The organism is Candidatus Desulforudis audaxviator MP104C (assembly GCF_000018425.1).
GTDB classification, from domain to species: Bacteria; Bacillota; Desulfotomaculia; order Desulfotomaculales; family Desulforudaceae; genus Desulforudis; species Desulforudis audaxviator.
The window spans coordinates 1,196,353-1,221,647 of sequence record NC_010424.1; the positions used below are offsets into that span (position 1 = coordinate 1,196,353).

26 protein-coding genes are annotated in these 25,295 nt (G+C 63.8%); 8 read left to right on the top strand and 18 right to left on the bottom strand.

Going from position 1 to position 25,295, the window contains the following annotated elements:
- Nucleotides 1–101 precede the first annotated feature (101 nt).
- Nucleotides 102–1,280, top strand: a complete 1,179-nt coding sequence (rtcA, locus tag DAUD_RS05765; RefSeq protein WP_200858698.1) for an RNA 3'-terminal phosphate cyclase — start codon at nt 102–104, stop codon at nt 1,278–1,280.
- A gap of 139 nt (nt 1,281–1,419) precedes the next feature.
- On the opposite strand, the gene DAUD_RS05770 is transcribed toward rtcA, so the two are convergent.
- On the bottom strand, nt 1,420–3,408 hold the full coding sequence (locus DAUD_RS05770) for a beta-propeller domain-containing protein (RefSeq protein ID WP_012302241.1): 1,989 nt from the start codon (nt 3,406–3,408) through the stop codon (nt 1,420–1,422).
- A gap of 358 nt (nt 3,409–3,766) precedes the next feature.
- On the opposite strand from DAUD_RS05770, the gene DAUD_RS05775 reads away from it, so the two are divergent.
- The 3 genes from DAUD_RS05775 to DAUD_RS05785 are packed head-to-tail and all read left to right on the top strand — an operon-like array spanning nt 3,767 to nt 8,050.
- Nucleotides 3,767–4,477, top strand: a complete 711-nt coding sequence (locus tag DAUD_RS05775; protein ID WP_012302242.1) for an ABC transporter ATP-binding protein — start codon at nt 3,767–3,769, stop codon at nt 4,475–4,477.
- Between the two features lie 7 nt (nt 4,478–4,484).
- Entirely contained in the window at nt 4,485–6,848 is a 2,364-nt protein-coding gene (locus tag DAUD_RS05780; protein ID WP_012302243.1) for an ABC transporter permease, read from the top strand.
- A 14-nt stretch (nt 6,849–6,862) separates the two neighbouring features.
- Nucleotides 6,863–8,050 carry an efflux RND transporter periplasmic adaptor subunit gene (locus DAUD_RS05785; protein ID WP_012302244.1) on the top strand — a complete coding sequence of 396 codons (1,188 nt, stop codon included), beginning with the start codon at nt 6,863–6,865 and terminating at the stop codon, nt 8,048–8,050.
- A gap of 4 nt (nt 8,051–8,054) precedes the next feature.
- Here the strand turns inward: DAUD_RS05785 and DAUD_RS05790 are convergent, their stop codons facing one another.
- The 11 genes from DAUD_RS05790 to DAUD_RS05840 form a co-directional block, all read right to left on the bottom strand.
- Complete coding sequence (locus tag DAUD_RS05790) at nt 8,055–8,702, bottom strand: class I SAM-dependent methyltransferase (RefSeq protein WP_012302245.1); 648 nt, start codon at nt 8,700–8,702, stop codon at nt 8,055–8,057.
- Nucleotides 8,703–9,524, bottom strand: coding sequence for a metal ABC transporter permease (locus tag DAUD_RS05795; RefSeq protein WP_012302246.1), 822 nt, complete (start codon nt 9,522–9,524; stop codon nt 8,703–8,705).
- Nucleotides 9,514–10,326, bottom strand: a complete 813-nt coding sequence (locus tag DAUD_RS05800; protein ID WP_166485229.1) for a metal ABC transporter ATP-binding protein — start codon at nt 10,324–10,326, stop codon at nt 9,514–9,516. Before DAUD_RS05800 ends, DAUD_RS05795 begins: the two co-directional genes overlap by 11 nt.
- A gap of 61 nt (nt 10,327–10,387) precedes the next feature.
- Entirely contained in the window at nt 10,388–11,263 is an 876-nt protein-coding gene (locus DAUD_RS05805) for a metal ABC transporter substrate-binding protein (protein ID WP_012302248.1), read from the bottom strand.
- 228 nt (nt 11,264–11,491) lie between these two features.
- Nucleotides 11,492–12,124, bottom strand: coding sequence for a DUF502 domain-containing protein (locus DAUD_RS05810; protein ID WP_012302249.1), 633 nt, complete (start codon nt 12,122–12,124; stop codon nt 11,492–11,494).
- 43 nt (nt 12,125–12,167) lie between these two features.
- The gene (locus tag DAUD_RS05815; RefSeq protein WP_012302250.1) at nt 12,168–12,752 is read right to left on the bottom strand and encodes a hypothetical protein; all 585 of its coding nucleotides are present in this window, start codon (nt 12,750–12,752) and stop codon (nt 12,168–12,170) included.
- A gap of 50 nt (nt 12,753–12,802) precedes the next feature.
- Complete coding sequence (gene polX, locus DAUD_RS05820) at nt 12,803–14,539, bottom strand: DNA polymerase/3'-5' exonuclease PolX (protein WP_012302251.1); 1,737 nt, start codon at nt 14,537–14,539, stop codon at nt 12,803–12,805.
- Between the two features lie 3 nt (nt 14,540–14,542).
- Complete coding sequence (locus DAUD_RS05825) at nt 14,543–15,391, bottom strand: MBL fold metallo-hydrolase (RefSeq protein ID WP_012302252.1); 849 nt, start codon at nt 15,389–15,391, stop codon at nt 14,543–14,545.
- A 132-nt stretch (nt 15,392–15,523) separates the two neighbouring features.
- The gene (mnmL, locus tag DAUD_RS05830; protein ID WP_242647909.1) at nt 15,524–16,444 is read right to left on the bottom strand and encodes a tRNA modification radical SAM protein MnmL/YtqA; all 921 of its coding nucleotides are present in this window, start codon (nt 16,442–16,444) and stop codon (nt 15,524–15,526) included.
- 10 nt (nt 16,445–16,454) lie between these two features.
- Entirely contained in the window at nt 16,455–16,895 is a 441-nt protein-coding gene (locus DAUD_RS05835) for a putative toxin-antitoxin system toxin component, PIN family (RefSeq protein ID WP_012302254.1), read from the bottom strand.
- A complete protein-coding gene (locus tag DAUD_RS05840; protein WP_012302255.1) occupies nt 16,892–17,176 on the bottom strand; it encodes an acylphosphatase in 285 nt (94 codons plus the stop codon). Before DAUD_RS05840 ends, DAUD_RS05835 begins: the two co-directional genes overlap by 4 nt.
- A gap of 102 nt (nt 17,177–17,278) precedes the next feature.
- On the opposite strand from DAUD_RS05840, the gene DAUD_RS05845 reads away from it, so the two are divergent.
- Nucleotides 17,279–18,172, top strand: coding sequence for a TIGR00269 family protein (locus DAUD_RS05845; protein ID WP_012302256.1), 894 nt, complete (start codon nt 17,279–17,281; stop codon nt 18,170–18,172).
- Here DAUD_RS05845 and DAUD_RS05850 read toward each other — a convergent pair.
- Both DAUD_RS05850 and DAUD_RS05855 read right to left on the bottom strand, forming a co-directional pair.
- Nucleotides 18,169–18,672 (bottom strand): macro domain-containing protein, encoded by a 504-nt coding sequence (locus DAUD_RS05850; RefSeq protein ID WP_012302257.1) that lies wholly within the window; start codon nt 18,670–18,672, stop codon nt 18,169–18,171. The two genes, DAUD_RS05845 and DAUD_RS05850, sit on opposite strands and share 4 nt — an antisense overlap.
- Nucleotides 18,669–19,319 carry an MBL fold metallo-hydrolase gene (locus DAUD_RS05855; RefSeq protein WP_041571196.1) on the bottom strand — a complete coding sequence of 217 codons (651 nt, stop codon included), beginning with the start codon at nt 19,317–19,319 and terminating at the stop codon, nt 18,669–18,671. The genes DAUD_RS05850 and DAUD_RS05855 overlap by 4 nt, the downstream gene beginning before the upstream one ends.
- A 212-nt stretch (nt 19,320–19,531) precedes the next feature.
- Here DAUD_RS05855 and DAUD_RS05860 point away from each other — a divergent pair, with 212 nt between their 5' ends.
- The gene (locus tag DAUD_RS05860; RefSeq protein WP_012302259.1) at nt 19,532–21,088 is read left to right on the top strand and encodes an amino acid permease; all 1,557 of its coding nucleotides are present in this window, start codon (nt 19,532–19,534) and stop codon (nt 21,086–21,088) included.
- 2 nt (nt 21,089–21,090) lie between these two features.
- On the opposite strand, the gene DAUD_RS05865 is transcribed toward DAUD_RS05860, so the two are convergent.
- Nucleotides 21,091–21,387, bottom strand: coding sequence for a hypothetical protein (locus DAUD_RS05865; RefSeq protein ID WP_041570848.1), 297 nt, complete (start codon nt 21,385–21,387; stop codon nt 21,091–21,093).
- A 227-nt stretch (nt 21,388–21,614) separates the two neighbouring features.
- Between DAUD_RS05865 and DAUD_RS05870 the strand changes: the two genes are divergently transcribed.
- A complete protein-coding gene (locus DAUD_RS05870; protein WP_012302260.1) occupies nt 21,615–21,932 on the top strand; it encodes a carbohydrate-binding protein in 318 nt (105 codons plus the stop codon).
- Nucleotides 21,933–22,048: 116 nt separating this feature from the next.
- The gene (locus DAUD_RS05875) at nt 22,049–22,696 is read left to right on the top strand and encodes a hypothetical protein (protein WP_166485129.1); all 648 of its coding nucleotides are present in this window, start codon (nt 22,049–22,051) and stop codon (nt 22,694–22,696) included.
- Here the strand turns inward: DAUD_RS05875 and DAUD_RS05880 are convergent.
- The 3 genes from DAUD_RS05880 to DAUD_RS05890 all read right to left on the bottom strand — a co-directional run bounded on the left by DAUD_RS05880 (nt 22,678) and on the right by DAUD_RS05890 (nt 25,162).
- A complete protein-coding gene (locus DAUD_RS05880) occupies nt 22,678–23,370 on the bottom strand; it encodes a rhomboid family intramembrane serine protease (RefSeq protein ID WP_320408577.1) in 693 nt (230 codons plus the stop codon). The two genes, DAUD_RS05875 and DAUD_RS05880, sit on opposite strands and share 19 nt — an antisense overlap.
- Before the next feature lie 89 nt (nt 23,371–23,459).
- Nucleotides 23,460–24,608 (bottom strand): iron-containing alcohol dehydrogenase family protein, encoded by a 1,149-nt coding sequence (locus DAUD_RS05885; RefSeq protein ID WP_012302263.1) that lies wholly within the window; start codon nt 24,606–24,608, stop codon nt 23,460–23,462.
- 29 nt (nt 24,609–24,637) lie between these two features.
- A complete protein-coding gene (locus tag DAUD_RS05890) occupies nt 24,638–25,162 on the bottom strand; it encodes a nitroreductase family protein (protein ID WP_012302264.1) in 525 nt (174 codons plus the stop codon).
- Nucleotides 25,163–25,295 lie beyond the last annotated feature (133 nt).

Consider the following 25,295-nt stretch of genomic DNA (forward strand, 5'->3'; position numbering starts at 1 on the left):
ACCATCGAGCGAATTCGAACTACATAGACAGAATAACACTGCTGATGATCCGGCACAAGGCTTAGCTGGCCCTGTGCGCCCGCCCTTAAGAAACTAAAGGTTTGACCCCGAAGGGGCTTACGCAACCCGGCGGCCGGTGTTATGATGGGACAAACATCCGGAACGGCTGCAATTCACGCGGGCTGATGTACTCGGGAGGGACTGCTATCAAACGGCTGCACATCAACGGCGCGGAGAGGTCCGGCAGCGGCACCATCGTCAGGTACGCGGTCGCACTCTCGGCCCTTGCCGGCCGCGAGTTGCACCTCACCAATATCCGGGCCCGGCGCCAAAAACCCGGGCTGCGGCCCCAGCACCTGAAAGCGGTGGAAGCGGTCCGTGACCTGTGCGGTGGGCAGCTCGAGGGCGCTGTGGTGGGCGCCTCCGAAATCCTGTTCCGTCCCGGAACGGTGCTCCGCGGGGGTGATTACCGTTGGGACATCGAAACCGGCGGCTCGGCCGTGATGCTGGCCCTTACCATCCTGCCGCCGGCCATCCTCGCCGGCGCCCCGGGCACGTTCCACATCACCGGGGGTCTCTTTCAGGACTTCGCGCCCAGCGCCTACCACCTGCAGCGGGTGCTGCTTCCCCTCCTGTCCCGAATGGGGGCGGACACCCGCCTGGAGATCGTTCGCCCCGGCTACGTGCCGCAGGGCGGCGGTGAACTTCTCCTGGAAGTAAGACCGGCGGCGGGTGGCTTGAAACCGCTGGTGTTGAGCGAGCAGGGGCGTATCGAGTCCGTGTCCGGGATCGCCTTGAGTTCCCACCTGTCGGACCGCCATGTGGGTGAGCGCATGGCCGCCGCCGCGGCCGGGGTGTTCCGAGCCGCCGGTCATGAGGCGCTCATCGATGTGGTTGACGATGCCCTGTCCGTGCAGCCCGGCGCCGCCCTGGCCGCCTGGGCGGTAACCGCCACCGGGTGCATCCTGGGGGCGGACCAGGCAGGTCAGCCGCGCCGCCCTGCCGAACATATCGGCCGCCACGTGGCCCGGACGTTGCTTGCGGACCTGGCCGCCGGGGCCACGGTAGACCGGTTCGCGGCCGACCAACTGGTGATTTTCGCCGCCTTGGCCCGGGGAGAGACAGTTTATCGCGTGCCCCTGTTCACCGAACACCTGGAAACCAACCTGTGGCTTGTGGAGAAGATCCTGGGCGCCGGAGTGCGCGTCGAAAGCAACGTGGTCCGCATTCGCGGCGTGGGTTTTGAGGCGGAGGGACGGACTTTGACTCTGGACCGCTAGTCTTCAGGGTTTGAAGAGCCTGCAGTGCCCCCTACATTCGAAACCCGTCCGGCGAAATCGGCTTCCACTGCCCGTTCCACGTAATCCGGCCCCGGTCGGGCCGGGGCCGGATTTGTGCGGGCATCCGGCTGCTTATGATTTATGGCAGGGCCAGGCTCCGCTTTTCCGCCAGGGTGTTCAAGTCGTTCACCTTCACCAGTCCGTTCGAGAGCGTGTACAGATTGTCGTTGATGTGCAGGATCCGGTTGACGTCCCGGTCGCTCCCGGGCCACCAGTTGCCGGACTTCATGTAGTCGGCGTCCGTCAGGTGCGTTATCCGGCCCTTGAGCACAAAGCCGCGCTCAAGGGTCAGTTCGTACACGTAGGCCCCCTGGAAGACGAACGTGCCATATTCCCACGGCGGTGTCGCGCCGGTACGCCGCTTGATCTCGGCCACCGTGACGGGGAAAGCAAACAGGTTCTTCTCCTGGTGGAACCAAAGGGCCTTGTGGTTGTTCAGCACTTCGGAGTGGGTGCCCCGGTCGCCGATGCCGATCGCGAACTTCTCCACCGGGTTCTTGACGTCGGTGACGTCGAACAGGGCCAACTTCATTCCCTGCTCGTAAGCGAACCCCAGGGGGACCTCCCGCCCGCCCTCTTTGCCGGTGGCCTCCACGGCGTCCTTACCGAACCCGATCAGGTGGTGCTCGTCGTACGGGTGCAGGTAATTGGAGAAACCGGGGATCTTTAAAGCCCCCAGGATCGCCGGCTTTTTCGGGTCGGCCAGGTCCAGCACGAACAGCGGGTCGGTGGTCTTGAAAGTCACCATGTAGGCCCGCGGGCCCATGAAGCGCGCCGAATAGATCCGCTCGCCGGGGGCGATGTCCTCGACCCGGCCGCAGATACCGAGGTCACGGTCCAGTACGTACAGGGCGTTCCGGGAGTCTGGGCCCCAAGTGTTCAAGGTCGTGGCCACCCGGAAGTGGCCGTCGTATTCGTCCATGGAGAACTGGTTCAGTACGGTGCCGGGCACCTGTCCCTTGCCGGTGTAGGTGACGTCCCCGTCTTTCAGAGCGAACCGGTAGACCGTGGTCTGCTCCCGCGGCTCGAGCGGAGGCATAATCGCCGGAACTCTATCCGGCACGACGGCCGGGGCCGGCTCACGCAGACCCGGCACCGGCATTATGGGGCCGTACTGGCGCTCGGTGGCCGCAACGTAAAGGTTGGCCCGGGAAACGTAGATATTCTCGCCGGCACCGAGGTAGGTGCCGATTTCGACTTCCTTTTTCTCGTTCAGGTTAAACCCGGCCACCAAGAGGTAGTTCGGCTCCCGGAAACCCGGGAAGTAGCACACGTCGGTGCACTTCACGTTCTCGAACCGGTTGCCCGCCAGGCTGTCCCGGTAGGCCGGCGTCAGCCCTTCCTTGACCGGGAGTCCGAACTCCCGGAACATGTAGTAGTCCGGGTACTTGTTCGCCACCAGGTACACGTTCTTATCAATTTTACGCGAGGATACGTAGTTGCCGTCCACTTCCACCTCCCGCACCCGGGTGATGTTGTCCTTGTCCCGCACGTCGAACACCAGGGTCTTCACGGTGCCGTAGATCGGGTACGGGTGATGCGGGTGTACCGCCCGCCCGGGCCGCGCCGACGTTCCCACCACGACCAGATGCTCGGCGTCCAGGTAAATCTCCAGCGGATTGAACCATTCATCCGCAAACTCGATCACCTTCTTGACCGCCATCTCGCGGTGCGGGTAAGCCCGAATCATCATCACCCGCTGTTTGTTGACCTGGAAGATGTACCGGCCGTCGGTCTTTACAATGTCGGCCTCGTCTACTCCCGGCACCTGTATGTTGGTGGCGGAGTAGTCGCTCCCGGCGCCGCTGTCTTCCCCGGGAGCACGCGCCCCGGGGGCCGCGGACTCCATTGCCGCCTGGTCAGTAAGCATCGTTTTCGCGCCCATGCGCAAGGGGAAACCATAGTGGATCTCCCTTTTCTCGTCCAGTAGCGCCGCCAGTTCCGCGTAGGACTTCACCGCCGGCAGCTTCGGCGTCTGCGGCTGTACTTGCGCCCTTCCCGGCGGTTTGCCGACCGCGAGCGTCAGGGCGAAAACCAGCACCACAACCACACCCATCACCCGGTACATCCCATTCCACTCCTCTCGCCGGGTCACCGCGCGCTGGCCCCGGAATTAAGTCTTGAATATTTGACGTTCTCCAAAGTGAAATAGATTCAGTAAGTTTTTCCAGAGCGCAAGATCAAGAGTATAGCGCCGCCACCAGTTCCCGACGGTTCAGCGGGTTCCGCTGACAGCAGCGGCTGAGCCAGCTTTAGTACGCCTCGCGAAACCAACCCACCATTTGAGAAGTACGCCTGCGGACCGCCGTCGCTTTTTCCCCCACTGGGGAGCACAAGGCCACGCGTCCTTGACACCCCTTTACGAAAAATATTAAATTGAACAAGGCGTCCAGACTGACTGCGGATGGAATTGCGGGTGTTTTTGGATGGCGCCGGAAGTGCTCATGGAACTGGTCGGGGTTTGGAAAACCTACCGGATGGGCGAAGTGGAGGTCCCGGCCTTGAAACCGACCGATCTGAAGGTTTACCGGGGCGAGATCCTGGTCATCCTCGGTCCCAGCGGCTCGGGCAAGAGCACGCTTTTAAACCTCATGGGCGGCATCGACCAGCCGAGCGGCGGCCGTTTGCTGTACGAAGGCCAAGACCTGTCCAAAGTCGGCGATAACCGGCTCACCGCCTACCGGCGGCACCACGTCGGTTTCATCTTCCAGTTCTTCGACCTGATCTCCAACCTCACCGTGACCGAGAACGTCGCGCTGGGCGCGGAGATCGCCGGGCGGCGCGGTGCTTTTGCGCCCATCCTGGAAAACCTCGGCCTGGCCGGGAAGGAAGGCAACTTCCCTTCTCAGCTGAGCGGCGGCGAACAGCAGCGGGTGGCCATCGCCCGCGCCCTGGCCAAGGAGCCGGACCTGATGCTCTGCGACGAGCCCACCGGGTCGCTGGACTTCCGCACCGGCCTGCTGGTTTTGCAGCTCCTCCACCGGGCCAGCCGGGAGATGGGCAAGACGGTGGTGATCATCACCCATAACACTCCCATCGGCAAGATGGGCGACCGGGTGCTCTACATGCGCGACGGGGTGATCGACCGCATCGAGACCAACGAATCCCCATTGGATCCTTTACTGATCAGTTGGTGATTAAGTCATGCTGTTGCGCAAACTGCTCCGGGACATCGCTACCTTCAAGGGACAGTTCTTCGCTATTGCGCTGTTGGTGATGCTGGGCATCGCCATGTTCTCCTCCATGTACCTGGCGCTGGTCAACCTGCGGGACTCCGCGGAAAACAGCTTCCACCGGCTGCGCTTGGCCGACTACACCGTGCACTTCACCGCCGCCCCCGCCGGCCTGACCGAGGCAGCCCGCGCCATCGAGGGTGTGCGCCTGGTCAGCGGGCGGTACGTGGACGACGTCTCCCTGGACCTCCCGGGCGCCCCCGACAAAATGCGGGCCCGGATCATCTCCCTGCCCGGCCCCGGCGAGGACCCGGTGAACGACCTGCACTTGGTCCGCGGCCGCCTTCTGGACCCCGACGACCGTCGCGGCGTCCTCATTTCCAGCGACTTCGCCACGCATCACCAACTGGAACCGGGCGACCCGGTGCACGTCATCGTTGGGGGCCTGCGCCAGGAACTGGTGATCCGGGGCCTAATCTTGAGCCCGGAGTACCTTTTCGCCGCCCCCGACCTGAACCAGTTCTTTTCGTCGATCCATTCGTTCGCGATTATGTTCGTGACCCGCGACACGGCGGCTGAAGTCCTGGGCAGCGGCGGCCAGATCAACGAACTTGCCGTGACCACCGATCCGGAAGCGGACGCGGACGCGGTCGAACAGGCCCTGCGTGAACTGACTTCCGGTTACGGCTACCGGACTCTGGTCGCGCGCGAAGACCAGTTCAGCTACCGTATGCTTCAGAGCGAGATGGACCAGCTTTCAACCTGGTCGGTGATGCTGCCCGTCGTGTTTCTGGGTGCCGCCGTGATGGTCATTCTGGTGCTCCTGGCGCGGATCGTCCGGCAGCAGCGCTCCCATATCGGGCTCCTCCGGGCGCTGGGATACACCCGGGCGCACATCATGGGCTACTACCTGGGATTCGCCCTGGCCGTCGGGGGCACTGGTTCGGTGGCCGGGACGCTCCTCGGCTACTGGATGTCGGTCGGCTTGACCAATCAGTACGCCTTTTACTTCAACATCCCCTACCTGGTGAGCGGGTTCCACTGGGACGTGCAACTGTTTGCCGTGACCCTGGGCGTCGGCACCTGCCTCGTCGCCTCCTTTTTCTCGGCCCGGGCGGCCGCTTCCATCCACCCGGTGGAGGCCATGCGCGCCCCCGCTCCCCCGCCGGGCCGCCGCTTCTGGGGCGAACGCTGGTTCAGTTTCATGGACCGGCTGCCAGCCCTCTGGAAGTTTCCGATTCGGAACATCACCCGCAATCCCTGGCGGTTCAACTTCTCGGCCACCGGCGTGGGCGTGGCGTTGGGCTTGCTGGTGCTATCCGGTTCCTTCTATGACCTGTTTGACGACATGCTCAACCGCTACTTCGGCGATATGGTGGGCTATGAGGCCCGCATCAACTTCACCGGGCCGACCGGTTGGGACGCTGTGACCGAGGTGGCCCTCTGGCCCGAGGTGCGCGAGGCCCAAGCCCTGGTGGAGGGAGCGGTGCGCTACCGCAACGGGCGCCTGCAGTACGAAGGCCCCCTCACCGGCCTGCCGGAGGACGGTCGCCTTTTCCAGTTGCGGGATGAGCAGAACAACCTGGTCGCCCCGTCCCGCGGCGGGATACTCCTGTCTTCGAACTTGATGCAAATACTGGACCTGAAGGAAGGGGACACCGTCACCCTGGAACCAATGGTCGCCGGGCTGCCCAGCCGTGAAGTCACGGTCGCCGGCACGGTCGAGACAATGCTGGGCGTCGGCGGCTTTCTGCCGCTAGAGGAGGCCCGTTTTGTGCTAGGACCGGGCACGCCTATCTCCGCGGCGCTGGTGACCACTAATCCCGGCACCAGCCTGGAAACGCTCCGCGAACGTGCCCGGGACCGCCCGTTCGTCAGCGGAGTGCAAAGCATCGCCGATGCGCGCGAGGAGGCGTTGAAGAATCTGGACCTGATGTACGCCTTCCTGGCCGTGGCGCTGCTTTTCAGCATGCTTCTGGCGGGCGCCATCGTGTACAGCATGTCCTCCATCACCACGTTGGAACGCACGCGTGAACTGGTGAGTTTCCGCATGCAGGGCATGAGCCGGAAGGGTACCGGCGTGCTGATCGCCGCCGAGGGTCTGCTGCCCGCTGTCCCCGGCCTGGTCCTGGGCGTCGCCGTAGGCTACGCCTGGGCCGCCTGGTTTGCCGCCGCCTTTTCCAGCGACCTGATGACCATCCGGTTGGTTATCTACCCGGCCACGATCGTGTTTTCCGTGCTGGCCGTCGTCGCGGCGGTGGCGCTGGCCCAGTGCCCGCCGATCCGGAGCACAAACCGCATCAATCTGGCCGAAGCCTCGAAACACCGGGAATAGGGGGTTATCTTATAATGCTGTCCAGGAAAATCAAAGTCGGACTGGGAATCGTCATTGTGGGACTGTTGGCGGGCGGCGGCTATCTGGTCTCCGCGCTCCAACCGGTGGCGGTCCGAACGGCTGCGGCGGTCGCGACCGATCTGACGGTTACGGTCAGGGGCACCGGCGACGTGGAGGCCGCCGCTCCCGACCGCGTTTACGCCGAGGCGGGCGGGAAGCTCGTGGCCGTGCCCGTGGCGGCGGGGGACCGGGTGGCGCCGGGCGACCTGCTGGCCGTCTTCGACACCGCCGCCCTGCAGGACCGGTTGGCGTTGGCTGCGGCCGAAAGGCGGACTCTAGAGGCGCAGCAGGCTGAGCTGGCCGAACAGAACCGGGTGGCCCTGGAGCTTGCCGCCCTAGAATTGGAACAGGCCGGGACCAACCTGGAGCGGGCCGAGTTCCTGCACGCCCAGCAGGTGATTCCCGACGCCGAACTGGAGGCGGCACGCCGGGCGCGGGAGGCGGCCGCGCTGAACCTGGCGCGGGCCGAAGCCGGAAAACTGGCCCTGGACACCGTGGCCGCCCGCCTGGACGCCGCCCGCACGGCCGAGCGGCAGGCGGAGCGGCAGCTACGCCAGGCCCGGGTGACTGCCGCCTCCGCGGGCGTGATACTGGAGCGGATGGTTGAGCCGGGCGCGGTGGTCGCTCCGGGAGCGCCTCTCTTCGTGGTCGGCGACCCCGAAATCCTTCGGGTCGTCGCCGAAATCGAACCGCGGGACGCCGGGCTGGTCGCGGCCGGCCAGACGGTGCGCATCAGGCATCTGGCCGGTGGGGCCCCCGTCGCTTCCGGCAGGGTCACCCGGGTGGTCCCCTCCGGTACGGTTACGGTATCGGCGCTCGGTGTGAAAGAGTCCAAGGCCCGGGTGGAAATCGAGGTCGTTGAGGGCGCCCGGGAACTGAAACCCGGCTTCCAGGTAAACGTCGAGATCATCGTCGACGAAGCCCCCGGCGAAACCGTGGTGCCCGAAACCGCCCTCTTCCGGCAGGACGGCGCCACCTTTCTCTTCGTCGTCCGGGACGGGCGCGCCGTGAAAACCGCGGTGACTCCCGGCCGGCGCGCGGCGGAGTTGACGGAGGTCACCGGGGATCTCAAAACCGGGGAATCGGTCATCGTGCACCCGGGGGCCGAAGTGAAAGACGGGGTGCGTGTGCAAGCGCGCTAGGCACTCAGCCGGGTCGCCTTACATCGGAGCAGTACATTCGCACCTTTTCGGGGGCGGTTGTTCCCGGTTTGACCGCCCGCACCACAAAGCGGTCCGCGCCGTCCACCAGGTCGAGGACGCTGTAGCCGGCATCCTGAAGCATCTGTCTCAGTTCTTCCACCGTGGGCAGCAGGTCCGCGCCTACCGGACCGCCGATGTGCCGGTGCATCCGGTTCACCGCCTCCCGGCTCTCCGTGTGGCAGATCACCAAGAGGCCTCCCGGCTTGAGCACCCGGTTCAGTTCCTGCAGTGCACCCGGCTTGTCGGGAAGGTGTGGCAACACGTTGTTGCAGAAAACCGCATCGAATGTCCCCGGTTCAAAAGGCAGGGCAGCCACGTCGGCCTCAACAAACCGGACGTTCGGCCCAAACGCCTTGGCTCCGGCGCGTTGCACCATCGCGGCGGCGAAGTCTACCCCGGTGACGGTCCCCCTCTCGCCCGCCCTCTCCAGCAGGAACGGTACCAGGAGTCCGGTGCCGCAGCCCACGTCCAGCACGTGTGCGCCTTTTCGCAGACCGGACCCGGCCACGATCTCGGCCAACTTGGAAGCGGCGCCCGGCGGAACCAGGTCATCCCACCTGTCCGCCAAGTTGTTGAAGAATTCCCTTCGCATCTATGCCCCCTCCGTTTCGGTCAACTGCTTCACGCGGCGCTTCGGTGACACTGCGCTTGCAACCAGGAAGAGCAGGGTGGAAAACACAACAATGGACGCCCCGCTCGGCAGGTTGAACAGGTAGGCCAGGGCCAGTCCCACCCAGCAGGACAGCACCCCGAAGCAGGCAGCCAAAAGGAACAGGTTTCGGAGGCTGTAGGTGAGCTGGTAGGCCGCGGCCGCCGGATTGAGGATCAGGCTGAAAATCAACAGGCCGCCGATCGGCTGCAGGGACGCGGTAACGGTGAGACCGGTGAGGAGCAGCAGACAGTAAAAGATCCAGGTGGCCGGCAGCCCCACGGCCAGGGCGATCTCCCGGTTAAAGATCACCGCCTGCACCTCCTTGAAGAAAAGGACGACCGTCCCCAGAACCAGCAGGGCCACCACGGCCAGCACCGCCAAGTGCTCCGGCCTCACCGTCAGAATACTCCCCCACATCAGCCCCAGGGCCTGGGTTTTCGGCCCGGGCATGAGTCCGAGAAAGAGAAACGATAACCCGAGCATCAAGGAAAACACGATGCCCAGCGAAGTGTCCGGGTTGAAATCCCCACGGTCGGCCAAGGGGCCGATGGCCCCCGCCGCCAGCAAGCTGAAGAGAAACGCGCCGTGCATCGGATTCAGCCCCAGAAAAACCGCGATGATCGCCCCGGCGAAAGCGGCGTGGGAGATGCACACCCCGATGAAGGAAAGATGCATGCTCACCACCAGCACGCCCACCAAAGAGCAGGCAATGCCGCCCAGCAAACCGGCTAGCAGGGCATACTGCATGAAGTCATAGGCCAAAACGGTCAGTGATGCCCACCTCCATATGCCCGTGCCCGTGGCAGCACAGCGGGCTGATCCCGTATACCTCCCGGATGTTGTCGTCGGAGAGCGCCTCCTCCGGGGGGCCGGAGGCGAAAATGGTCCCCCGCCGGAGCAGCAGCACCCGGTCGCAACGGTGAAAGGTCTCCCGCGGATCGTGGCTGACCAGCAAGGTGGTCAGCCCGCGGCGCCGGTGCACATCGGCGACCAGGTCGAGGATTTCCTGCCGGGAACGCCAATCCAGGGAGGCGGTCGGTTCGTCCAGCAGGAGCACCCGGGGCTCCTGGGCGAGCGCGCGGGCGATGGCGGTACGCTGCTGCTCCCCGCCCGACAGGTGTCCGAAGGGCCGGTCGGCGAGGCGCGCCATGCCCACCAGCGCCAGCAACTCCTCGACCAGCGCCCGGTCAGCCCGGCCCGGGCGGCGCCAGAAACCCAGGCGCCCGTACCGCCCGATCATCACGGCCTCGCGCACGGTCACCGGCAGGCGCGGGTCGACATTGTGCCCTTGGGCGACGTAACCGACGCCGGTGCGCATCCGCCGGGCGGCGTTGCTCAACCGGAAGTCGCGCCCGCCCCGCCCGGCGCGCATGCGGCAACCCAAAACCACGGCCTCCCCGGACAAGAGGCGGCCCAGACCGTTCACCACGGTGAGGATGGTGGTCTTCCCGGCCCCGTTCGGCCCGACGATGCCCACCATTTCGCCCGCCCCAATGTCCACAGAAACCCCGCGCAGGGCCACGTCTTCCAGGTAGGAAACGGTGACGTTACGGAGACTGATCACCGTCAACGCTATACCTCCTGACGGACCGCAACCCTTCCAAGTATTCCGGTGTCTACGCCCGTCACTCTGCAATGGCTCCAAGCAGGAGTTCCACGTTCCTCTCGATGGCCAGCGCCCAGGTGGCGGTATCCGGAAAACCGCCGGGGAAGTTCGACAGCGTTACGTGCGCGGCCCCGAGTTCCCGGGCGATACTCTTGCCGGCCTCGTGACCGCTCTGGAGATTGTCCACCACCAGGGTTACTCCGGCCTGCCGGCCCAGTGCCAAGAGTTCCTCCAACTGCCGGGGGCTCGTGTCCTCGGGCCGTCCGAACGCGGCCACCACATCAAGGCCGGCCCACCGCAAAAACCCGGTCTGCATCTCGCTCACCAGCACCTTCACCCCGGTTGCCCCGGCTGCCTCTAACCGGCTTTTCATCGCGCTGCCGACCGCGGCCGTTTCCTCCTGCAGTGCGGCGGCGTTCTCCGCGTAGAAGCCCGCGTTGTCCGGGTCAACCTTGGCCAGTGCCGCGGCAATTTGTTCAATGGCCTCGCTCCGGACGGGCGGCGTCATCCAGTTACCCTGAATCGCCAGAACCACCTTTTGGAGTTCTTCGTTGCGCGCCGAGCGGATCAGGTCGTCGGTGAAGAGCTCACCCTGCCAGGCGTGCACAAAGAAGATCCTCGCATTTGCGAGTACCTGCATGTCCGCGGGCTTCACGTCAAAATGACCCGGGCAGGACGCCGGCGGGATGATATTTGCCACCGTCACCTTGTCGGCACCCACCCCCTCTACGATGTCCGCGATCAGGCTGGTGGTGGTTACCACTTTGAGTAGTTCCGGACCACCGCCGGCCGGTGCCCTTTCTTCCCCGCACCCCGTAAGCGTGAATACCGTCAGCAACACTGCCACAGCCAACAACAGCCAAACCCGCCGCCCCAATCTTTTGTTTTCCGCCATTCCGCTGCCTCCTCCTTGAAAAATAGTGTTTGATAACAGAAAAACCACGGAGATGCTCCTGCAGGGTCCAAACCTCCGTGGTTTTGGTCCATGTTTTTAGATTTGGTACCGGATACACCCTTGGACGGCTTCAGCCGCTCGCTGTTTAGAAGTATAACAGGTTTGCCGGGCGCTGTAAACGGTTTTTGGGGCGATGCCTCCCCGGCGGAACCGGGTGCGCACGGGCTGCTAGCCGTTGCGTCCCTGTACGGGCTTGTGATTGTTGTTATTGCTGTTGTGATTGGGCACCACGATCCCGGCGGACAGCACCATCTTGAAACCGTCTTCCACCGAGATCGGCAAGGGAACCGTGTCTTTGCGAGGCACAACGAGCAGATAGCCCGAGGTGGGATTGGGCACCGTCGGCATAAACAGCTTAACCGGGTCTTCCCCGACCTTGCCAAAGATATGGGGGTCGGCCTCTCCGACCACGAAGCCGACCACCCAACTCTCCCGGCGCGGGAACTCCACCAGGACCACCTCCCGAAAGACACGCTGGTCCTGGCGGCTGACCGAATTCACGATCTGCCTGACGACTTTGTAGATCCAATTGGCCAGCGGGATCCGGAGCAGGATCGCTTCCCAGAATTCAATTAGTTTCCGGCCCACCAAGTTGGTGGCCAGCAACCCGGCCAGGAAAACAACGACCAGGGTGATCAGGAATCCGGCTCCCGGAAGGTGCCGGCCGATTACAAACAAGATGACACTACCCACAATCCGGTCGATAAAGATAAAGATACTCCATAGCAGGTAGAGGGTCGCAGCTAACGGCAGCAAGACCATAATCCCGGTCAGCAGGTAACGGCGTATGTTCTTTAACATATCTATAAACGGCTCCTCGTCGACGGCGGCGGTCTTTGTCTATTTATTCGCAGGCCGCCAGCCGCGTTTTATGTTCTCTCAGGAACTCCTCATACTGTGTGTCGATTCGGTTTATAGTCCGCAGCCACTCCTCGCGAAACTGGGGTGAGTTCTCCGGGTTCACGCGCATTCGGACCCCCGTCTGTTCCTCGATCAAGCGCTGTGTCTCTCCCGCCCGGCGCTCAAATGCCTCGCGGAGGTTCAGCTGTGCCTGGCGCAATGCCTGCTGGTAGTAGTCAAACAGATACTCCATCTCGCTGAAAATCTGCTGCACGGTCTCCCGGTCGCGTTTCAGGAGCCCGATTCCCTCCATCGCCCGCCGGTTGGCCTCCGCCGTGGACTCGTTGACCGGCGGGTGCAGGCTCTCAATCAGGATCTGGGCGGCACCCTCCCGGAAATACGGACGGCCGCTTTCCTTATATTCCGCCAGCGCCGCTTCCAAGTCGAAATTGCGCTCCGCGAGGAACCGGGCGGCCGCCGACTTGCCGTTGGCCCGGTGCTCCTCCCGTTCGAGTTCTTCAGTGGAGACATTGATATCGGCGATCCTTTCCATCGCTTTCTCCAACGCCGTCTTGATCCTTTCCGCCAAGCGCCTCACTCCTCTTCGTACATTTCCTAAAACTCTATGCTATCCAAAGTCTAACCATTTAACAAGCGAAATTTTCCTTTACCCAGAGCGGTCCCGAGCTCTGCCCAGCCCAACGTGTTCAGTACGTCCACCGGTCCCAGCCAGGCCCGCCGGGCTACGCCCACGCCCAGTTCCAGAAATCCGATCTGTTCCACCAGGTGGGCGTCGCTGCCGAGCGCCATTTTCGCCCCCTTCCTTGCGGCTTGCCTGGCGTGGATGTCATCCAGATCCAGCCGTTTCGGATAGGCGTTGATTTCCAGGGCTGTGCTGGCCCGGGCGGCCGCCGCGATCACCCGGTCCATGTCGACCTGGTAGGGGGCGCGTTCCCCCAGCAGCCGCCCGGTCGGGTGGGCCAGCACGTGCACTGCCGGGTGTTGCAGTGCCGCGACGATCCGGGCGGTCATCGTCTCCCGGTCCTGGCCGAAGCCGGTGTGCACTCCGACGAGCACCAGATCCAATTCAGCAAGCACCTCGTCGGGGTAGTCGAGCCGCCCGTGCGCGTCGATCTCCACCTCCGCGCCGGCCAGCAGTTTCACCCCGGTACTCTGCTGGTTGAAGGCGCGGACGGCGGCGATCTTCTGACGGAGATCGCGGATCGAAAGCCCCCGGGCGATCTTCAGGGAGTGCGAGTGGTCGCACACCCCCACCCACTCCAGACCGAGCCGCAGCGCTTCGGCGGCGATATCTTCCAGGGTGCCCGCGCCGTCGGAGTAGACGGAATGGACGTGAAAGTCCCCCCGGAGGTCCTTTTTCTCCACCAGGCGGGGCAGGGTGCCCTCCAGAGCGGCCTCGATTTCACCGTGGTCCTCCCGGAGTTCCGGAGGAATAAACGGCAGTTCCAGGGCGGCGAACACGTCGTCCTCCTCGGCGCCGGCGATGCACCGGTCGTCCCGGAACACGCCGTACTCGTTAAGCTTCAGGCCTTTTTGCGCCGCCAGCTGGCGCATGCGGATGTTGTGAGCCTTGGAGCCGGTCAGATAGCACAGGGCCGCCCCGTACACCGCCGGATCGACCACCCGCAAATCGACCCGGAGCCCCTCCTCGGTGCGCGCGGCGGCGCGGGTGCTCCCTTCCTCCAGAATTTCGGTCCAAAAGCCCAGCCTGGTGAAGAACCGGATTACCGCCTCCGGCTTTCCGGAAGCGGCCACGATGTCAACATCTTTCACGGTGTCCTGGAACCGCCGGATGCTGCCGGCCACCGATATCCTCTCCACCGGGGCCCCTCCGGCCCGGATGGTCTCCACCAGGGCGGATGCGAACGGATACACGCGGCCCAGGGGGAGCCGCTCCCGGCCGCGACGTACCAGTTCCAGCCCGCTCAGGATCTTGTTCTGGGTCTTTTCACCCAGGCCGCGCAGCTCGGCCAGGCGCCCTGCCCGGCCGAGGCGCTCCAGTTCGTCCAGCCCGCTGATCTGCAGCTCTTCGTACAGGATTCTGGCCGTGCGCGGACCGATGCCCGGCACGGTGAGCAACTGGACAATTCCGGCGGGGATTTCCCGGATCAGCCGGTCGTAGTATGCACACGTCCCGGTGTCCAGTATCTCCGTAATTTTGCCGGCCAGATCCCGGCCCACGCCCGGGATATCCGTAAGCCGGTCCGCACGGCGGAGTTCGGCCAGGTCTACCCCCAGCGCCTCGATGCTATGGGCCGCTCTCCGGTAGGCCCGTACCCGGAAAGGGTTTTCCCCCCGGATCTCCAGGATGTCGCCGATGTTCTGCAGAATGCGTGCGACGTGCTTGTTTTTCATGGCTTAAAACTCATAGGTCAGTCCGGTGCCGCCGAAGGAAAACCGCGGGCCGAACTCGGCGGACAGGCGCGCCGCCACGGCCTGCCCGGTGCAGTGGCCGGCTGCCAGAAGCTCCAGGCCCAGGTCTTTCAGGAACCGGACTGTCTCTTCCCGCTGCTCCGGTGCCGCCGGACCCAGGTGGGTGCCGCCGATAACCGCCCGTACCCGTTCCTGTCCGGTAACGGTCCGGGCGTGCTCGACAATGTTCATGAGCCCCGCGTGCGCACAGCCGGTAAGGATGACCAGGCCGGTGTCGGTGCTCAGGTAGAGGCTCAAGTCGTCCGCCAGGGGGTCCGGCACCCGCTGTCCCTGTTCAACGACATACATGCGCGGGTCCCCGCGCTCGAAGGCGTTTGTCCGGGGTACGGCGCCGCCGGCCCAGACCCGCGGGAAGATCTCGGTCGCTCTATCCACCCAGCGGAAATCGGCCCCGCAGGCCTCAATTTCGGCACGCGCAAAGGGAACACCCACGTAGCGCTCGGGGTCGGACACCCGGTGCGGGCTGAAAAGGTCGGGATGAGCGTATACGGGCACGGGACGCCCGATCGCCTTGAGCACCTCCCGCAGTCCGCCGGTGTGGTCGTAGTGCCCGTGGCTCAAAACCACCGCGTCGGCCTCCTTCAAGGGCACACCCAGCACCTGCGCGTTGCGGACCAGGGCCCCGGTCTGGCCGGTGTCATAAAGGAAACGGTGTCCGGGGGTCTCCACCCACAAGCCCAGACCGTGTTCCCCGACGATGTCCATTGTTCTCGCTACCGAGTTTTCAATCAGCACGGTGATCTTCAAAAACTTGTGCCCCCCCCTTTTTTCCACTCATTGCACTTCCCGCTCAAAGCGTGGCCAGCCAGATGACGATCTCCAGGGTGATCAGGATGACGATCGCCGACTCCAGGGTCAGGAACCGGTAGGTGGACAAGCGTGACAGCTAGCTCTCCGCGAAGGCAGCTATTCAGGGGCGGCACGGGAACCCTGCACGGTGCCCCTCCGCTCCAGTTCCTGGTCGATCCAGTCCAGAATCTTGGTCTTGTCCACGTTCCACCGCGGCGCCAGCAGGAGTTCACCGTTCAAAACCTCGCCCACCAGCCGGTGAATGGTGATCCCGGCGTCCAGGTGCTCCAGGAAGTCGGCGGCCCAGCGCACGTACTCGGCTGGTGACAACACATCCACTCGTCCCGAGCGCCACTCGGCTTCCAGAGGGGTGCCCCGGATCACCTGGAGGTGATGAACCTTAACCCCGTCCACGCCGGCCTGCGTGAGGGCGCGCGCGGTCTCGACCGTGTCTTCGGGTGTTTCGCCGGGAAGGCCGAGGATGACGTGAGCACAGACGAAGATGCCCCGTCCCCGGGCCCGGGCGACGGCGTCCAGGAATTGCCCGGCGGTGTGCCCCCGGTTGATTCGTTCGAGGGTGCGGTTGTGAATCGACTGCAGGCCGTACTCCAGCCAGACGTGCCACCGCGCGGCGTAGGATCCAATCAAATCCAGCACCGGGTCCGGTACGCAGTCCGGCCGGGTGCCGATCGCCAGCCCCACCACGTCCGGATGGGCAACGGCGGCGCCGTAGACCGCTTTCAGCCGGTCCAGGGGTCCGTAGGTTCCCGTATAGTTCTGCAGATAAGCGAGAAAACGCAACGGCCCCGGGTGGCGACGGCGCAGGCGGGCACTTGCCGCCGTCAACTGATCCTCCAGAGGAAGGGCCTGGTCTGCGAACAGGCCGAAGCTGGGGTTGTGACAGAACGTGCACCCGTCCCGGCCGACGGTTCCGTCCCGGTTGGGACAGGTGAAACCGGCATCCAGCGGGATCTTGTATACCCGGCCCCCGAACCGCTCCTTCAAGAACCGGCTGAAGGAGTAGTACCGCTTCTGCATCACTGCGGATTCAAGACCCCTCTCCTTGCCCGTATTCGCGGATGAAATCGCCGGCTGTTAAGATCCGCACCCCCTGGAACTCGGCCAGGGTGAGGAGGTGCCGGTCCTGGGTCAGGATGCAGTCGGCTCGGCCCGCGACGGCGCACTCCAGGAACCGGTTATCGGCCGGGTCTCCGGGCACACAGTCGAGACGGATCCCGGGCTCCACGGTGCGGGCGTTGGCCAGAAGGCGCTTCAGCTTTTGTTCGCGTTCCTCAACGGCCTCGCGCCGCCCGAATCTCATCTTGGAGGCGATGTCCAGGTACTCGCCCCGGATTTCCGGGCTGACGAGCACCTCCACCCGGTCTTCGAGCCACAGGCCCACCACCCGACCGGATGAGGACCGACGGGGGTTGATAAGGCCGCCCATCACAATATTCGTGTCGACCACAATCCGCGGGCGTGCGGTCATATGGTTTCGCGGATCTCAAAGCCGGAATACTTGCCCGACGGAGTCTGCCAGTTGATCTCCACCTGTTTGACCACCGCCCCCGGCGGACCCTGGCGGCACCAGTCGAGTACCTCCTGCACCGCAAGGCGGCTCCCTTCAAGGACCCCCTCCACGGTGCCGTCGGAACGGTTTCGCACCCAGCCGGTCACCCCGCGCTTTTCCGCCTCCTCCAGCATGGCTGCCCGGAAGTACACGCCCTGCACCTTCCCGGTAATCGCCACTTCCGCCCTGACCTGTGACACGAAGATCCCCTCCTCTCAGATCACGCCGTATCTGCACAGATTTGACCGCTTCATCCGCCCGGGGTTATAATCAAGCGACGTACACCCTGGAGGTGATTCCGGATGAAATGCAAAGTCTGTCGGGGACCGGCCCTGGCCGGTTTTCCGGCCCACAACGCCAATTTCTGTGCCGAGCACCTGGATCAGTTCTTCCTGCGCCAGGTCGAGAAAACGATACGCCGCTACCAAATGCTGCAGCCGGGTGAGCGGGTTCTGGTCGCTGTGTCCGGCGGCAAGGACTCCCTGACGGTGGCGGACGTCCTCGATCGCTTGGGCTACGCCGTCCGGGGCGTGCATGTCGACCTGGGGATCGACGACAACGGCTTTTCCAGTGAGTCTACCGCTTTATGCCGGGAGTTTTTCACGGCCCGCGGGCTGCCCCTGGAAATTTACAGCTTGAAGGAGCGCTTCGGCCGGAGCATCAAGGACGTCGGCCGGCGGTTTAACCGTTTCTGCTCCATTTGCGGGATGACCAAACGGCACGTGATGAACGCTCGAGCGGTTGAGCAGGGTCTAGATGCCCTGGCGACCGGCCACAACCTGGACGATTTGTCCGCCGCCCTGTTCGCGAACCTCATGCGCTGGGACCGGCGCTACCTGGCCAAGGGGCTGCCGTCCCTGCCTCCGGAAGGCGGTTTCTGCCGCAAGATCAAACCACTGGCCCTGCTTTCGGAGAAGGAAATCGCGACCTACGCCGCGGTGCGGGACATCCGGATGGTGACCGCCACCTGTCCGTACTCCAGAGAGGCCAAGTTCAAGCGCTACAAAGAACTCCTGGCGGCGGTGGAACACCAGTCACCCGGGACGAAGCGCTCTTTCTACGAAGGATACGTAAAGACGGCCTCCGTTTTCCAGGTCGGGGGTCAGGCCGCACCGGCGCTGGGACCCTGCGCGGTGTGCGGAATGCCGACCACGGTTGAGGTCTGCACCTTCTGCAAGCTCTGGCGATCGACCTAAAACCGGGTCCGGGCCGCCCCCAGGCCATCGTTCACAAACTTGACGAATTCCCGGTCGATATCCAAAACGGTGATATCCAGATCGTCGACCGGAGCCAACACCAAGAGATACTTCCCGGCCACCTCGATTTTCGGCACCCGTCCCACGCCCGTGCCCAGGGCGGGAATGCCGATGAACCGCACGCCCTGCTCGCGGGCCTTGAGCAAAACGGAGTACAGGCACTGCTCCACGATTTCGGGCGAGGACCGCTCCGCCGGGTGCAGCATCGTCACCGCGTGGTAAACGAACCGCGCCGGAAGCCTGCCGGCGCCGGTCACGTACACCTGGCCGGTCTGCGGCTTCGTCTCCCGGCACACCCGGACGGCTTCCTCTTCGATCTCCACCCCGCCGCGACGTCTGAGGGCGCCGGCCACCCCGCCGCCCATGATGCCCAGTCCGTTAGCGGCGTTGACCAGGACGTCCGCCTCAAACATGGTCAGGTCCCCGACCCGGGCCCTCATGCGCCGGTCTTCCCCCCGGCGAAGGCCAGCACCACCACCTGGTCTTCGCCGAGGCCGGTATCACCGGTCGCCTCAAAGAATTCGCGGTGCGCCACCTGTTTGAAATTCCCCGTAAATTCATCAACACCGGTGATGGGGAAGTTAATGTAGTCGGTCTTGTAGTGCATCGGGATGACGACCCGCGGCCGCAGGGCCGCCACCGTTTCGGCGGCCTCCCAGGCGTCGATGGTGTAGGTGCCGCCTACCGGAATCAAAAGAACGTCCACGGGGCCGATCAGGCTCACCTGCTCGGGGCTCAAGAGGTGCCCCAGGTCGCCCAGGTGACATACGTTCAGGCCGTCCACGGCGATCACAAACACAGTGTTCGTTCCCCGCTTCCGGCCCTCTTCCTTGTCGTGGAAAGTGGACACGCCGCGCACTGAAACCCCTTCCAGCCGGTGCTCGCCGGGCCCTTCGACGACCTGGGGCCGGCCCCCGACCACCGATACGGCGCTGTGGTCGAAATGCTGGTGGCTCACCGTGATGATATCGGCCTCCACATGGGGCAGCGGGTACCCGACCTCCTCATTGAACGGGTCGGTCACGATCCGGATTCCCCCGGTGGTTGTGATCAGGAAACACGCATGTCCCAGCCATTTGATTTTCATGGCCGCCACCTCCAACCGAGAAGATTCGATAATCATTCAAGATTTTCCTGCTCCGCTCTCCGTTGGCTGAATTCCGCGAGTTTAGTATTCCATAGGCGGGACGGGCCTTATGCGGTGCGGCCCGGCGCCGGATACTCTGTCTGCGGCCTGTTCATAATAAGCCCAGGCTGAACTTACCGGATTCCCGCCGGAATTTTGAGGGAACGAACCGAATGTCACAAAACTGGAGCCTCTGGCGGACCGTGCCGCTGACCACTCTTTTCGCAGAGCAGCAGAAAAAAACCGGCCTCAAAAAGAACCTCGGGCCCGTCGATTTGGTGGCATTGGGTGTCGGGGCGATCATCGGGACCGGCATTTTCGTCATGACCGGCGTGGCCGCCTCTCAGTTCGCTGGACCCGGGCTGGTGTTCTCCTTCATCCTCGCCGGTATCGCCGCCGGGCTGGCCGCCCTGGTATACGCCGAACTGGCCTCGACCATTCCGGTGGCCGGAAGCGCGTACACGTACACCTATGCCGTCCTGGGTGAGTTTGTCGCCTGGACCGTCGGCTGGAGCCTGATCCTGGGGTACATGGTCGCCGGCGGCGCGGTGGCTATCGGGTGGGGTGCGTACGTGGTCGAGTTTTTGCGCTCGGTGGATGTGCTCTTGCCGGCCGTCCTGGTCAATCCCCCCGCGGCCGGCGGCATTCTGAACCTTCCGGCGATGGCCGTCGCCCTGCTGGTCACCGTGTTGACGGTCCGGGGGACCCACCAGACCAAAACGCTCACCAAGATCGCGGTGTTGATCAAGCTGGCGGTCATCGTGCTTTTTATCGCGGTAGGCGCACAGTTTATCGACCCGGCGAACTGGAGCCCCTTTTTGCCGTTCGGTCTCCTGGGGATCGTCCAGGGCGCGGCGATTATCTTCTTTGCGTATATCGGTTTCGATGCGGTAGCCACCGCGGCCGAGGAAAGCAGAAAACCCCAGCGCGATCTACCCCTGGGAATCATCGGCTCGCTCCTGATCGCCACTGTCCTCTATATCGCCGTGACCGTCATTCTAACCGGACTCGTACCCTATACCCAGTTGAACACCGCCTCACCAGTGGCCACCGCCCTGATGCGCGCGGGAATACCGATGGCCGGGTCGGTGGTGGCCGTCGGCGCTCTGGCCGGTATCACCAGCGTGCTTTTGGTGACCGTTTACGCCCAGAGCCGGATCTTCTTCGCGATGTCGCGGGACGGGCTGATCCCGGAAGTGTTTTCCCGGGTTCATACCCGCTTCCGGACCCCCTACATCAGCGTGCTGACGGTGGGCGCGGTCGTGATGCTCACCGCGGGTTTGCTGCCGATTCACGTCATCGCGCAAGTTGCCAATATCGGCACGCTGGCCGTCTTCGTCATCACCTCCGTCGGGGTACTGGTGCTCCGGCGGACCAGGCCGGACCTGCCGCGCACCTTCAAAGCACCCGGCTTTCCGTGGACCCCCCTCCTGGCGATCGCGGCTTCGGCTTACCTCATCGTGAATCTGCCGTCCTCGTCCTGGGTCCAGTTCGCGGCCTGGATGAGCGCCGGCATCCTGATCTATTTCCTGTACGGGTACCGCCGGAGTAAACTCGCCCCGGGGGGGAACCCACCGGGATGGCGAAACCTCCTCGCCGCCCCGGCGGTCAGACCCGGGTCACCCCCCCCGAGAGAAAGAAAACCGGGAATGACTCCCGGCAACCTTGGGGCCGGTCTGCCCCAACCCGGCCGTCAGTATATGATCAGGGGGGTCTGGCCTGCAACTTAAAGTTACCAATCACTTGGCGCGGCGATCGCCGTCAGGCTCCGGCCGCACTCCTCACAAGTTGCTCCGGGGCGATCCAAGCTGAACCCGCCGCAGCCGGAACAAACGCATTCCTTGCGAAACGGAAGCTTTCCGCAGCGCCCCTGGTCGGGCAGGTACCCGGTGCATGTGCCGCATACCGCAGGGGCGACCCCGTATATCCAGCTCTTCTGCTGGTAACCCAGTGGCCGGTAGTTCAGGCACAGCGAGGGCCGGGCCTTCTGCGCGCCGGGAGCCGGGAAGAGATAAATCACTTCACCCACGACCGATCACCACCTATCGTGAACGCTCTCACGTTCACCATTCTTAAATATAAGCTTATTAGCTTATTGCTGATCTGTCAAGACTTGTGACGTTTTTCCTGAAATTTTTCTCGAACCCGCACAGGTATATCCTGGTTTACGATGCACGAAATACTACTTATGTTTTGGACCTCCGTGCAAATTCTATTATGTGAAGAAGTCAAGAATTTTGCAGGAGGTTGACACAAATGTACGTAGCCCAAGGCCGAAACTTTTTGGATAATCGCGTTGACGTAATCCCCTCCCCCAGCCTGAAGGACCACCATGCGACCATCCGCTACGAGGGGTTGCTCCAGAAATGCGGTGCCGACCGGGTCTTCATTCATTACGGCTTTGACGGTTGGCATAACAGTTCCGTCACCGAAATGCGGCGTGAACCGGATGGTTCATTTGCCTGTTCGATTCCGATGCAGGGCCAGAGAGAATGCAATTTCTGCTTCAAAGACGCCGCGGACAACTGGGACAACAACAACGGCTGGAACTGGGCCACCGACATCAGATACTGAAACCCCCCACCTGAACCGCCGCGCAAAAGCGAGGTCCACCACCTCAAAAAAAGGGCGCGTTGTGCGTCCTTTTTTGTGCGGCCGGTCCGTGATATGATATTGCGTGGGAGTGTGTTTTGCCGATGATGTTTTCCGACGCCCTCCGGTACCGGTGGACCAGAGCCGCCCGGGAAAGGGTGGAAATGATGCGCCGCCTGCATCCCGAGGATGACCGGCGGCAACTGGCTCAAAAACTGATCACCGACAAGGCCGTAACCTGCGGCGCGGTCGGGGCGCTGACGGCCCTGCCGGCCATCGTCCCGGGATTTGGCACGCTGATTGCGATCCTCTCCGGGGTGATGGTTGACGTAATGGTGTTGGGCGCCCTCCTCTACCGCCTGGTACTGGAAATGTCCATTGTTTACGACCGCGACCCCAATTCGATCGAAGTGCAGAAGGAAGCCCTCTGGGTCTTCGGCATGGCGGCCGGAGTGCAGTCGGTGGGGAAAAAGGCGGCCCGGATCACCGCCCAGCACCTGTCCGCCCAGATGGCCGCCACCGGAATGCACCGGCCGTTGATCTTCATGGGTTTGCGGGCCAGCCAGCGGTCAGTCCTGGGCCGGGTCATCCCCCTTTTCGGGGTGGCTGTGGCCGGCGGCATTAGTTTTTTCTTCGCCCGCGCAGTCGGCAACCGCATCTTCAGGCACTACGAGGGCGGCGGGAACGAGCGGACCGGCTCCTGGAACGGCCGTACCATCGAAGCGGATTACCGGGTTCTCCGGTGAAACCTATTGGCAGCCGGTATTATCTTCATCAGCAGCATCCCGGCCGCGAAGCCACCCACGTGCGCCCACCACGCGACCATGTTGGCTGGGCCGGTGATGGCCAAAAGCCCGTACAGGAGTTGGAAACCGATCCACAGAAACAGGAACAGCACCGCCGGGACTTCCACGAAAGTGATAAAAAACAGGATCGGAACCAGGGCCAGGATCCGGGAACCCGGAAAAGTGATGAAGTACGCCCCCAGCACCCCGGCCACCGCGCCGGATGCCCCGATAGTCGGGATCAGCGAGCCGGGAGCGCTCACGATGTGGGCCAGTCCTCCCGCGAAACCGGCCAAGAGGTAAAACAGCAGGAACCGCCCCCGCCCCAGAACGTCCTCGATGTTGTCCCCGAACACCCACAGGTAGAGCATATTCCCCAGCACGTGCAGCCACCCGCCGTGGAGGAACATGGATGTCGCCATCGGAATCCAGGTGTCAAGGGCCAGGGGGGCCTGCAGGAACATCTGAACCTGCAGGGCGGGTACGATGCCGAAAGCAGTTACGAACCGCTGCAGTTCCCCGGGAGAGAGCGTGATGGAGAACAGAAAGATCGCCAGGTTTACCACGATGATGGAAACGGTGACGATTGGAAAACGACGGGCCCGGATTGTGTCGCGAAGCGGTATCAACTGCATCCCTCCTGCCCGGTGTCCGGGCCGGCGAATTCAGGCCTTGCTCCCAGTAGGCCCGGCACCGGCCGCGGCAATCGCTCCTGTCAGCCGGCTTAAAGGTTACGTTCCAGAATGGCGGTCAGGTCGGCGTGGGTCGCCTTGCGCGGGTTTGCCGCCAGGGAAGCACTGCCCAGCGCCGCTTCAACCAGTTCGGGGATATCCTCCCGGGTCAGGCCAAGAGAGCCGAGCTTTTCCGGAAACTCCAGCCGGGCCGCCAGGCGCACCACGAAGTGGTGGAAGCGTCCGGCCGCTTCGGAATCCGAAGCGTCCGCCTGAGCTACGCCGATTGTCCGCGCCAGTTGGGCGTACTTGTCCTCCACCACCGCCATGTTGAATTCCACCACGTAGGGCAAAAGCACCCCGCACACCACTCCGTGTCCCAGACCGTAACGGACGCCGACGGGATGCGCCAGGGCGTGCACCGCGCCGGCCCGCGCCGTGTTGAGCGCCATTCCGGCCAGCCCGCTGCCCAGTAGCATACTTTCCCGGGCGTCGCGGCGTCCGGGATGATGGCAGGCCGTATAGAAGTTCTGCGCGATGAGGCGCACGGCCTCCCGGCTCAGGGCGTTCGTATACGGGGTGGCCCAACGGGAGGTGTAGGCTTCAACGGCGTGGGTGAACGCGTCCATCCCGGTTTGCGCGGTCAGGCTCCGCGGCATGGACATGGTCAGAATGGGGTCGGCGACGACCGTGCGGGCCATCCAGTAGTCCGAGCGTACACTCTGCTTCCGCCCGGTTTCCGGATCGACGAGTACCGCCGTTCTGGTTAGTTCCGAGCCGCTGCCGGCCGTGGTCGGCACGGCGATAAAGGGAAGACCGGGGGCCGAAACCTCCCGGCCGTTCAGATAGTCCCGGGCCGGGCCGTCCGTGTGCGCCAGCCCGGCGATCATTTTGGCCGCGTCCAGCGCACTGCCCCCGCCCGCACCGATCACCACCGTGCAGCCTTCGTCCCGGACCCGGCGCCGTCCGGCTTCCACCACGTCCACCGCCGGCTCCGGCGGCACCTCCGCAAAGCTGATCACTTCGATCCCGGAGACCGCCAACGGCTGGGTAACCCGTTCGATGTTCCCCGTCTTTTTCAGGCTTTCCCGCCCCGTGACCAAAAGCGCCTTCCTGCCCAGCGCGGCCGTTTCTTCGCCCAGACGGTAGGTGCTGCCCGGACCGAACAGCACCCTGGCGGGCGTCAGAATATCAAAAAGCACAACCCGTTCCTCCTCCGGTCACCACCAGCCTAGAGAAAGGTGGCGATTTCCTTGATTTCCCGCCTTTTGGTGCGGCTCACCGGTTCCTGTTCCGGGTAACCGAGGGGCACCAGGGCCACCGGGACCATGCCCGGCGGTAGGCCCAGGCAGTCGGCCACCCGTTTCTCGTCAAAGGCGCCGACCCAACAACTGCCCAACCCGGCCGCCGCCGCCGCCAGCAGGATGTTCTGCGTCGCCGCCGCCGTGTCCTGCAGGCAGTACAGTCTACGCCCGCGTTCCCGGTAGTGTTTCGCCGAGCGTTCCGGCTCGGCGCAGACCACTATGCAGACCGGAGCCGCGGCGACGAAATCCTGGTTCAGCGCGGCCTGGGCCAGACACCGGCGCCGGTCGGCCGTGGTCACCACGTAAAAATGCCACGGCTGCAGGTTCCCGGCGCTCGGAGCCCACCGGGCCGCCTCGATGATCTGGAGCTGAAGGTCCCGGGGGATGCTCTTGGGCTGAAAACGCCGGACCGAGGAGCGGCTCCTGATATTGTGCAAAACCACGTCAAGCATTGGTCACCATCCTTCTTAGCGTCAAGCACATATCCCGTAGTATTTTTCTTGGAGCGGCAATGAATTCAGACCATGCCGGCTGTTGACCCGGTAACCCGCAAGACATTCCCTTCCCGGCCCTCGGTGTCCTGCA

Excerpts from the sequence above, each read along its gene's own strand:
- DAUD_RS05810 (WP_012302249.1), bottom strand. The coding sequence starts at position 12,124 with ATGTTAAAGAACATACGCCGTTACCTGCTGACCGGGATTATGGTCTTG.
- polX (WP_012302251.1), bottom strand. The coding sequence starts at position 14,539 with ATGAAAAACAAGCACGTCGCACGCATTCTGCAGAACATCGGCGACATC.
- DAUD_RS05880 (WP_320408577.1), bottom strand. The coding sequence starts at position 23,370 with ATGCAGTTGATACCGCTTCGCGACACAATCCGGGCCCGTCGTTTTCCA.
- DAUD_RS05790 (WP_012302245.1), bottom strand. The coding sequence starts at position 8,702 with ATGCGAAGGGAATTCTTCAACAACTTGGCGGACAGGTGGGATGACCTG.
- DAUD_RS05870 (WP_012302260.1), top strand. The coding sequence starts at position 21,615 with ATGTACGTAGCCCAAGGCCGAAACTTTTTGGATAATCGCGTTGACGTA.
- DAUD_RS05845 (WP_012302256.1), top strand. The coding sequence starts at position 17,279 with ATGAAATGCAAAGTCTGTCGGGGACCGGCCCTGGCCGGTTTTCCGGCC.
- DAUD_RS05890 (WP_012302264.1), bottom strand. The coding sequence starts at position 25,162 with ATGCTTGACGTGGTTTTGCACAATATCAGGAGCCGCTCCTCGGTCCGG.
- DAUD_RS05770 (WP_012302241.1), bottom strand. The coding sequence starts at position 3,408 with ATGTACCGGGTGATGGGTGTGGTTGTGGTGCTGGTTTTCGCCCTGACG.
- DAUD_RS05855 (WP_041571196.1), bottom strand. The coding sequence starts at position 19,319 with ATGAAAATCAAATGGCTGGGACATGCGTGTTTCCTGATCACAACCACC.
- DAUD_RS05860 (WP_012302259.1), top strand. The coding sequence starts at position 19,532 with ATGTCACAAAACTGGAGCCTCTGGCGGACCGTGCCGCTGACCACTCTT.
- DAUD_RS05850 (WP_012302257.1), bottom strand. The coding sequence starts at position 18,672 with ATGAGGGCCCGGGTCGGGGACCTGACCATGTTTGAGGCGGACGTCCTG.
- DAUD_RS05835 (WP_012302254.1), bottom strand. The coding sequence starts at position 16,895 with ATGACCGCACGCCCGCGGATTGTGGTCGACACGAATATTGTGATGGGC.
- DAUD_RS05785 (WP_012302244.1), top strand. The coding sequence starts at position 6,863 with ATGCTGTCCAGGAAAATCAAAGTCGGACTGGGAATCGTCATTGTGGGA.
- DAUD_RS05780 (WP_012302243.1), top strand. The coding sequence starts at position 4,485 with ATGCTGTTGCGCAAACTGCTCCGGGACATCGCTACCTTCAAGGGACAG.
- DAUD_RS05775 (WP_012302242.1), top strand. The coding sequence starts at position 3,767 with ATGGCGCCGGAAGTGCTCATGGAACTGGTCGGGGTTTGGAAAACCTAC.
- DAUD_RS05805 (WP_012302248.1), bottom strand. The coding sequence starts at position 11,263 with ATGGCGGAAAACAAAAGATTGGGGCGGCGGGTTTGGCTGTTGTTGGCT.
- mnmL (WP_242647909.1), bottom strand. The coding sequence starts at position 16,444 with ATGCAGAAGCGGTACTACTCCTTCAGCCGGTTCTTGAAGGAGCGGTTC.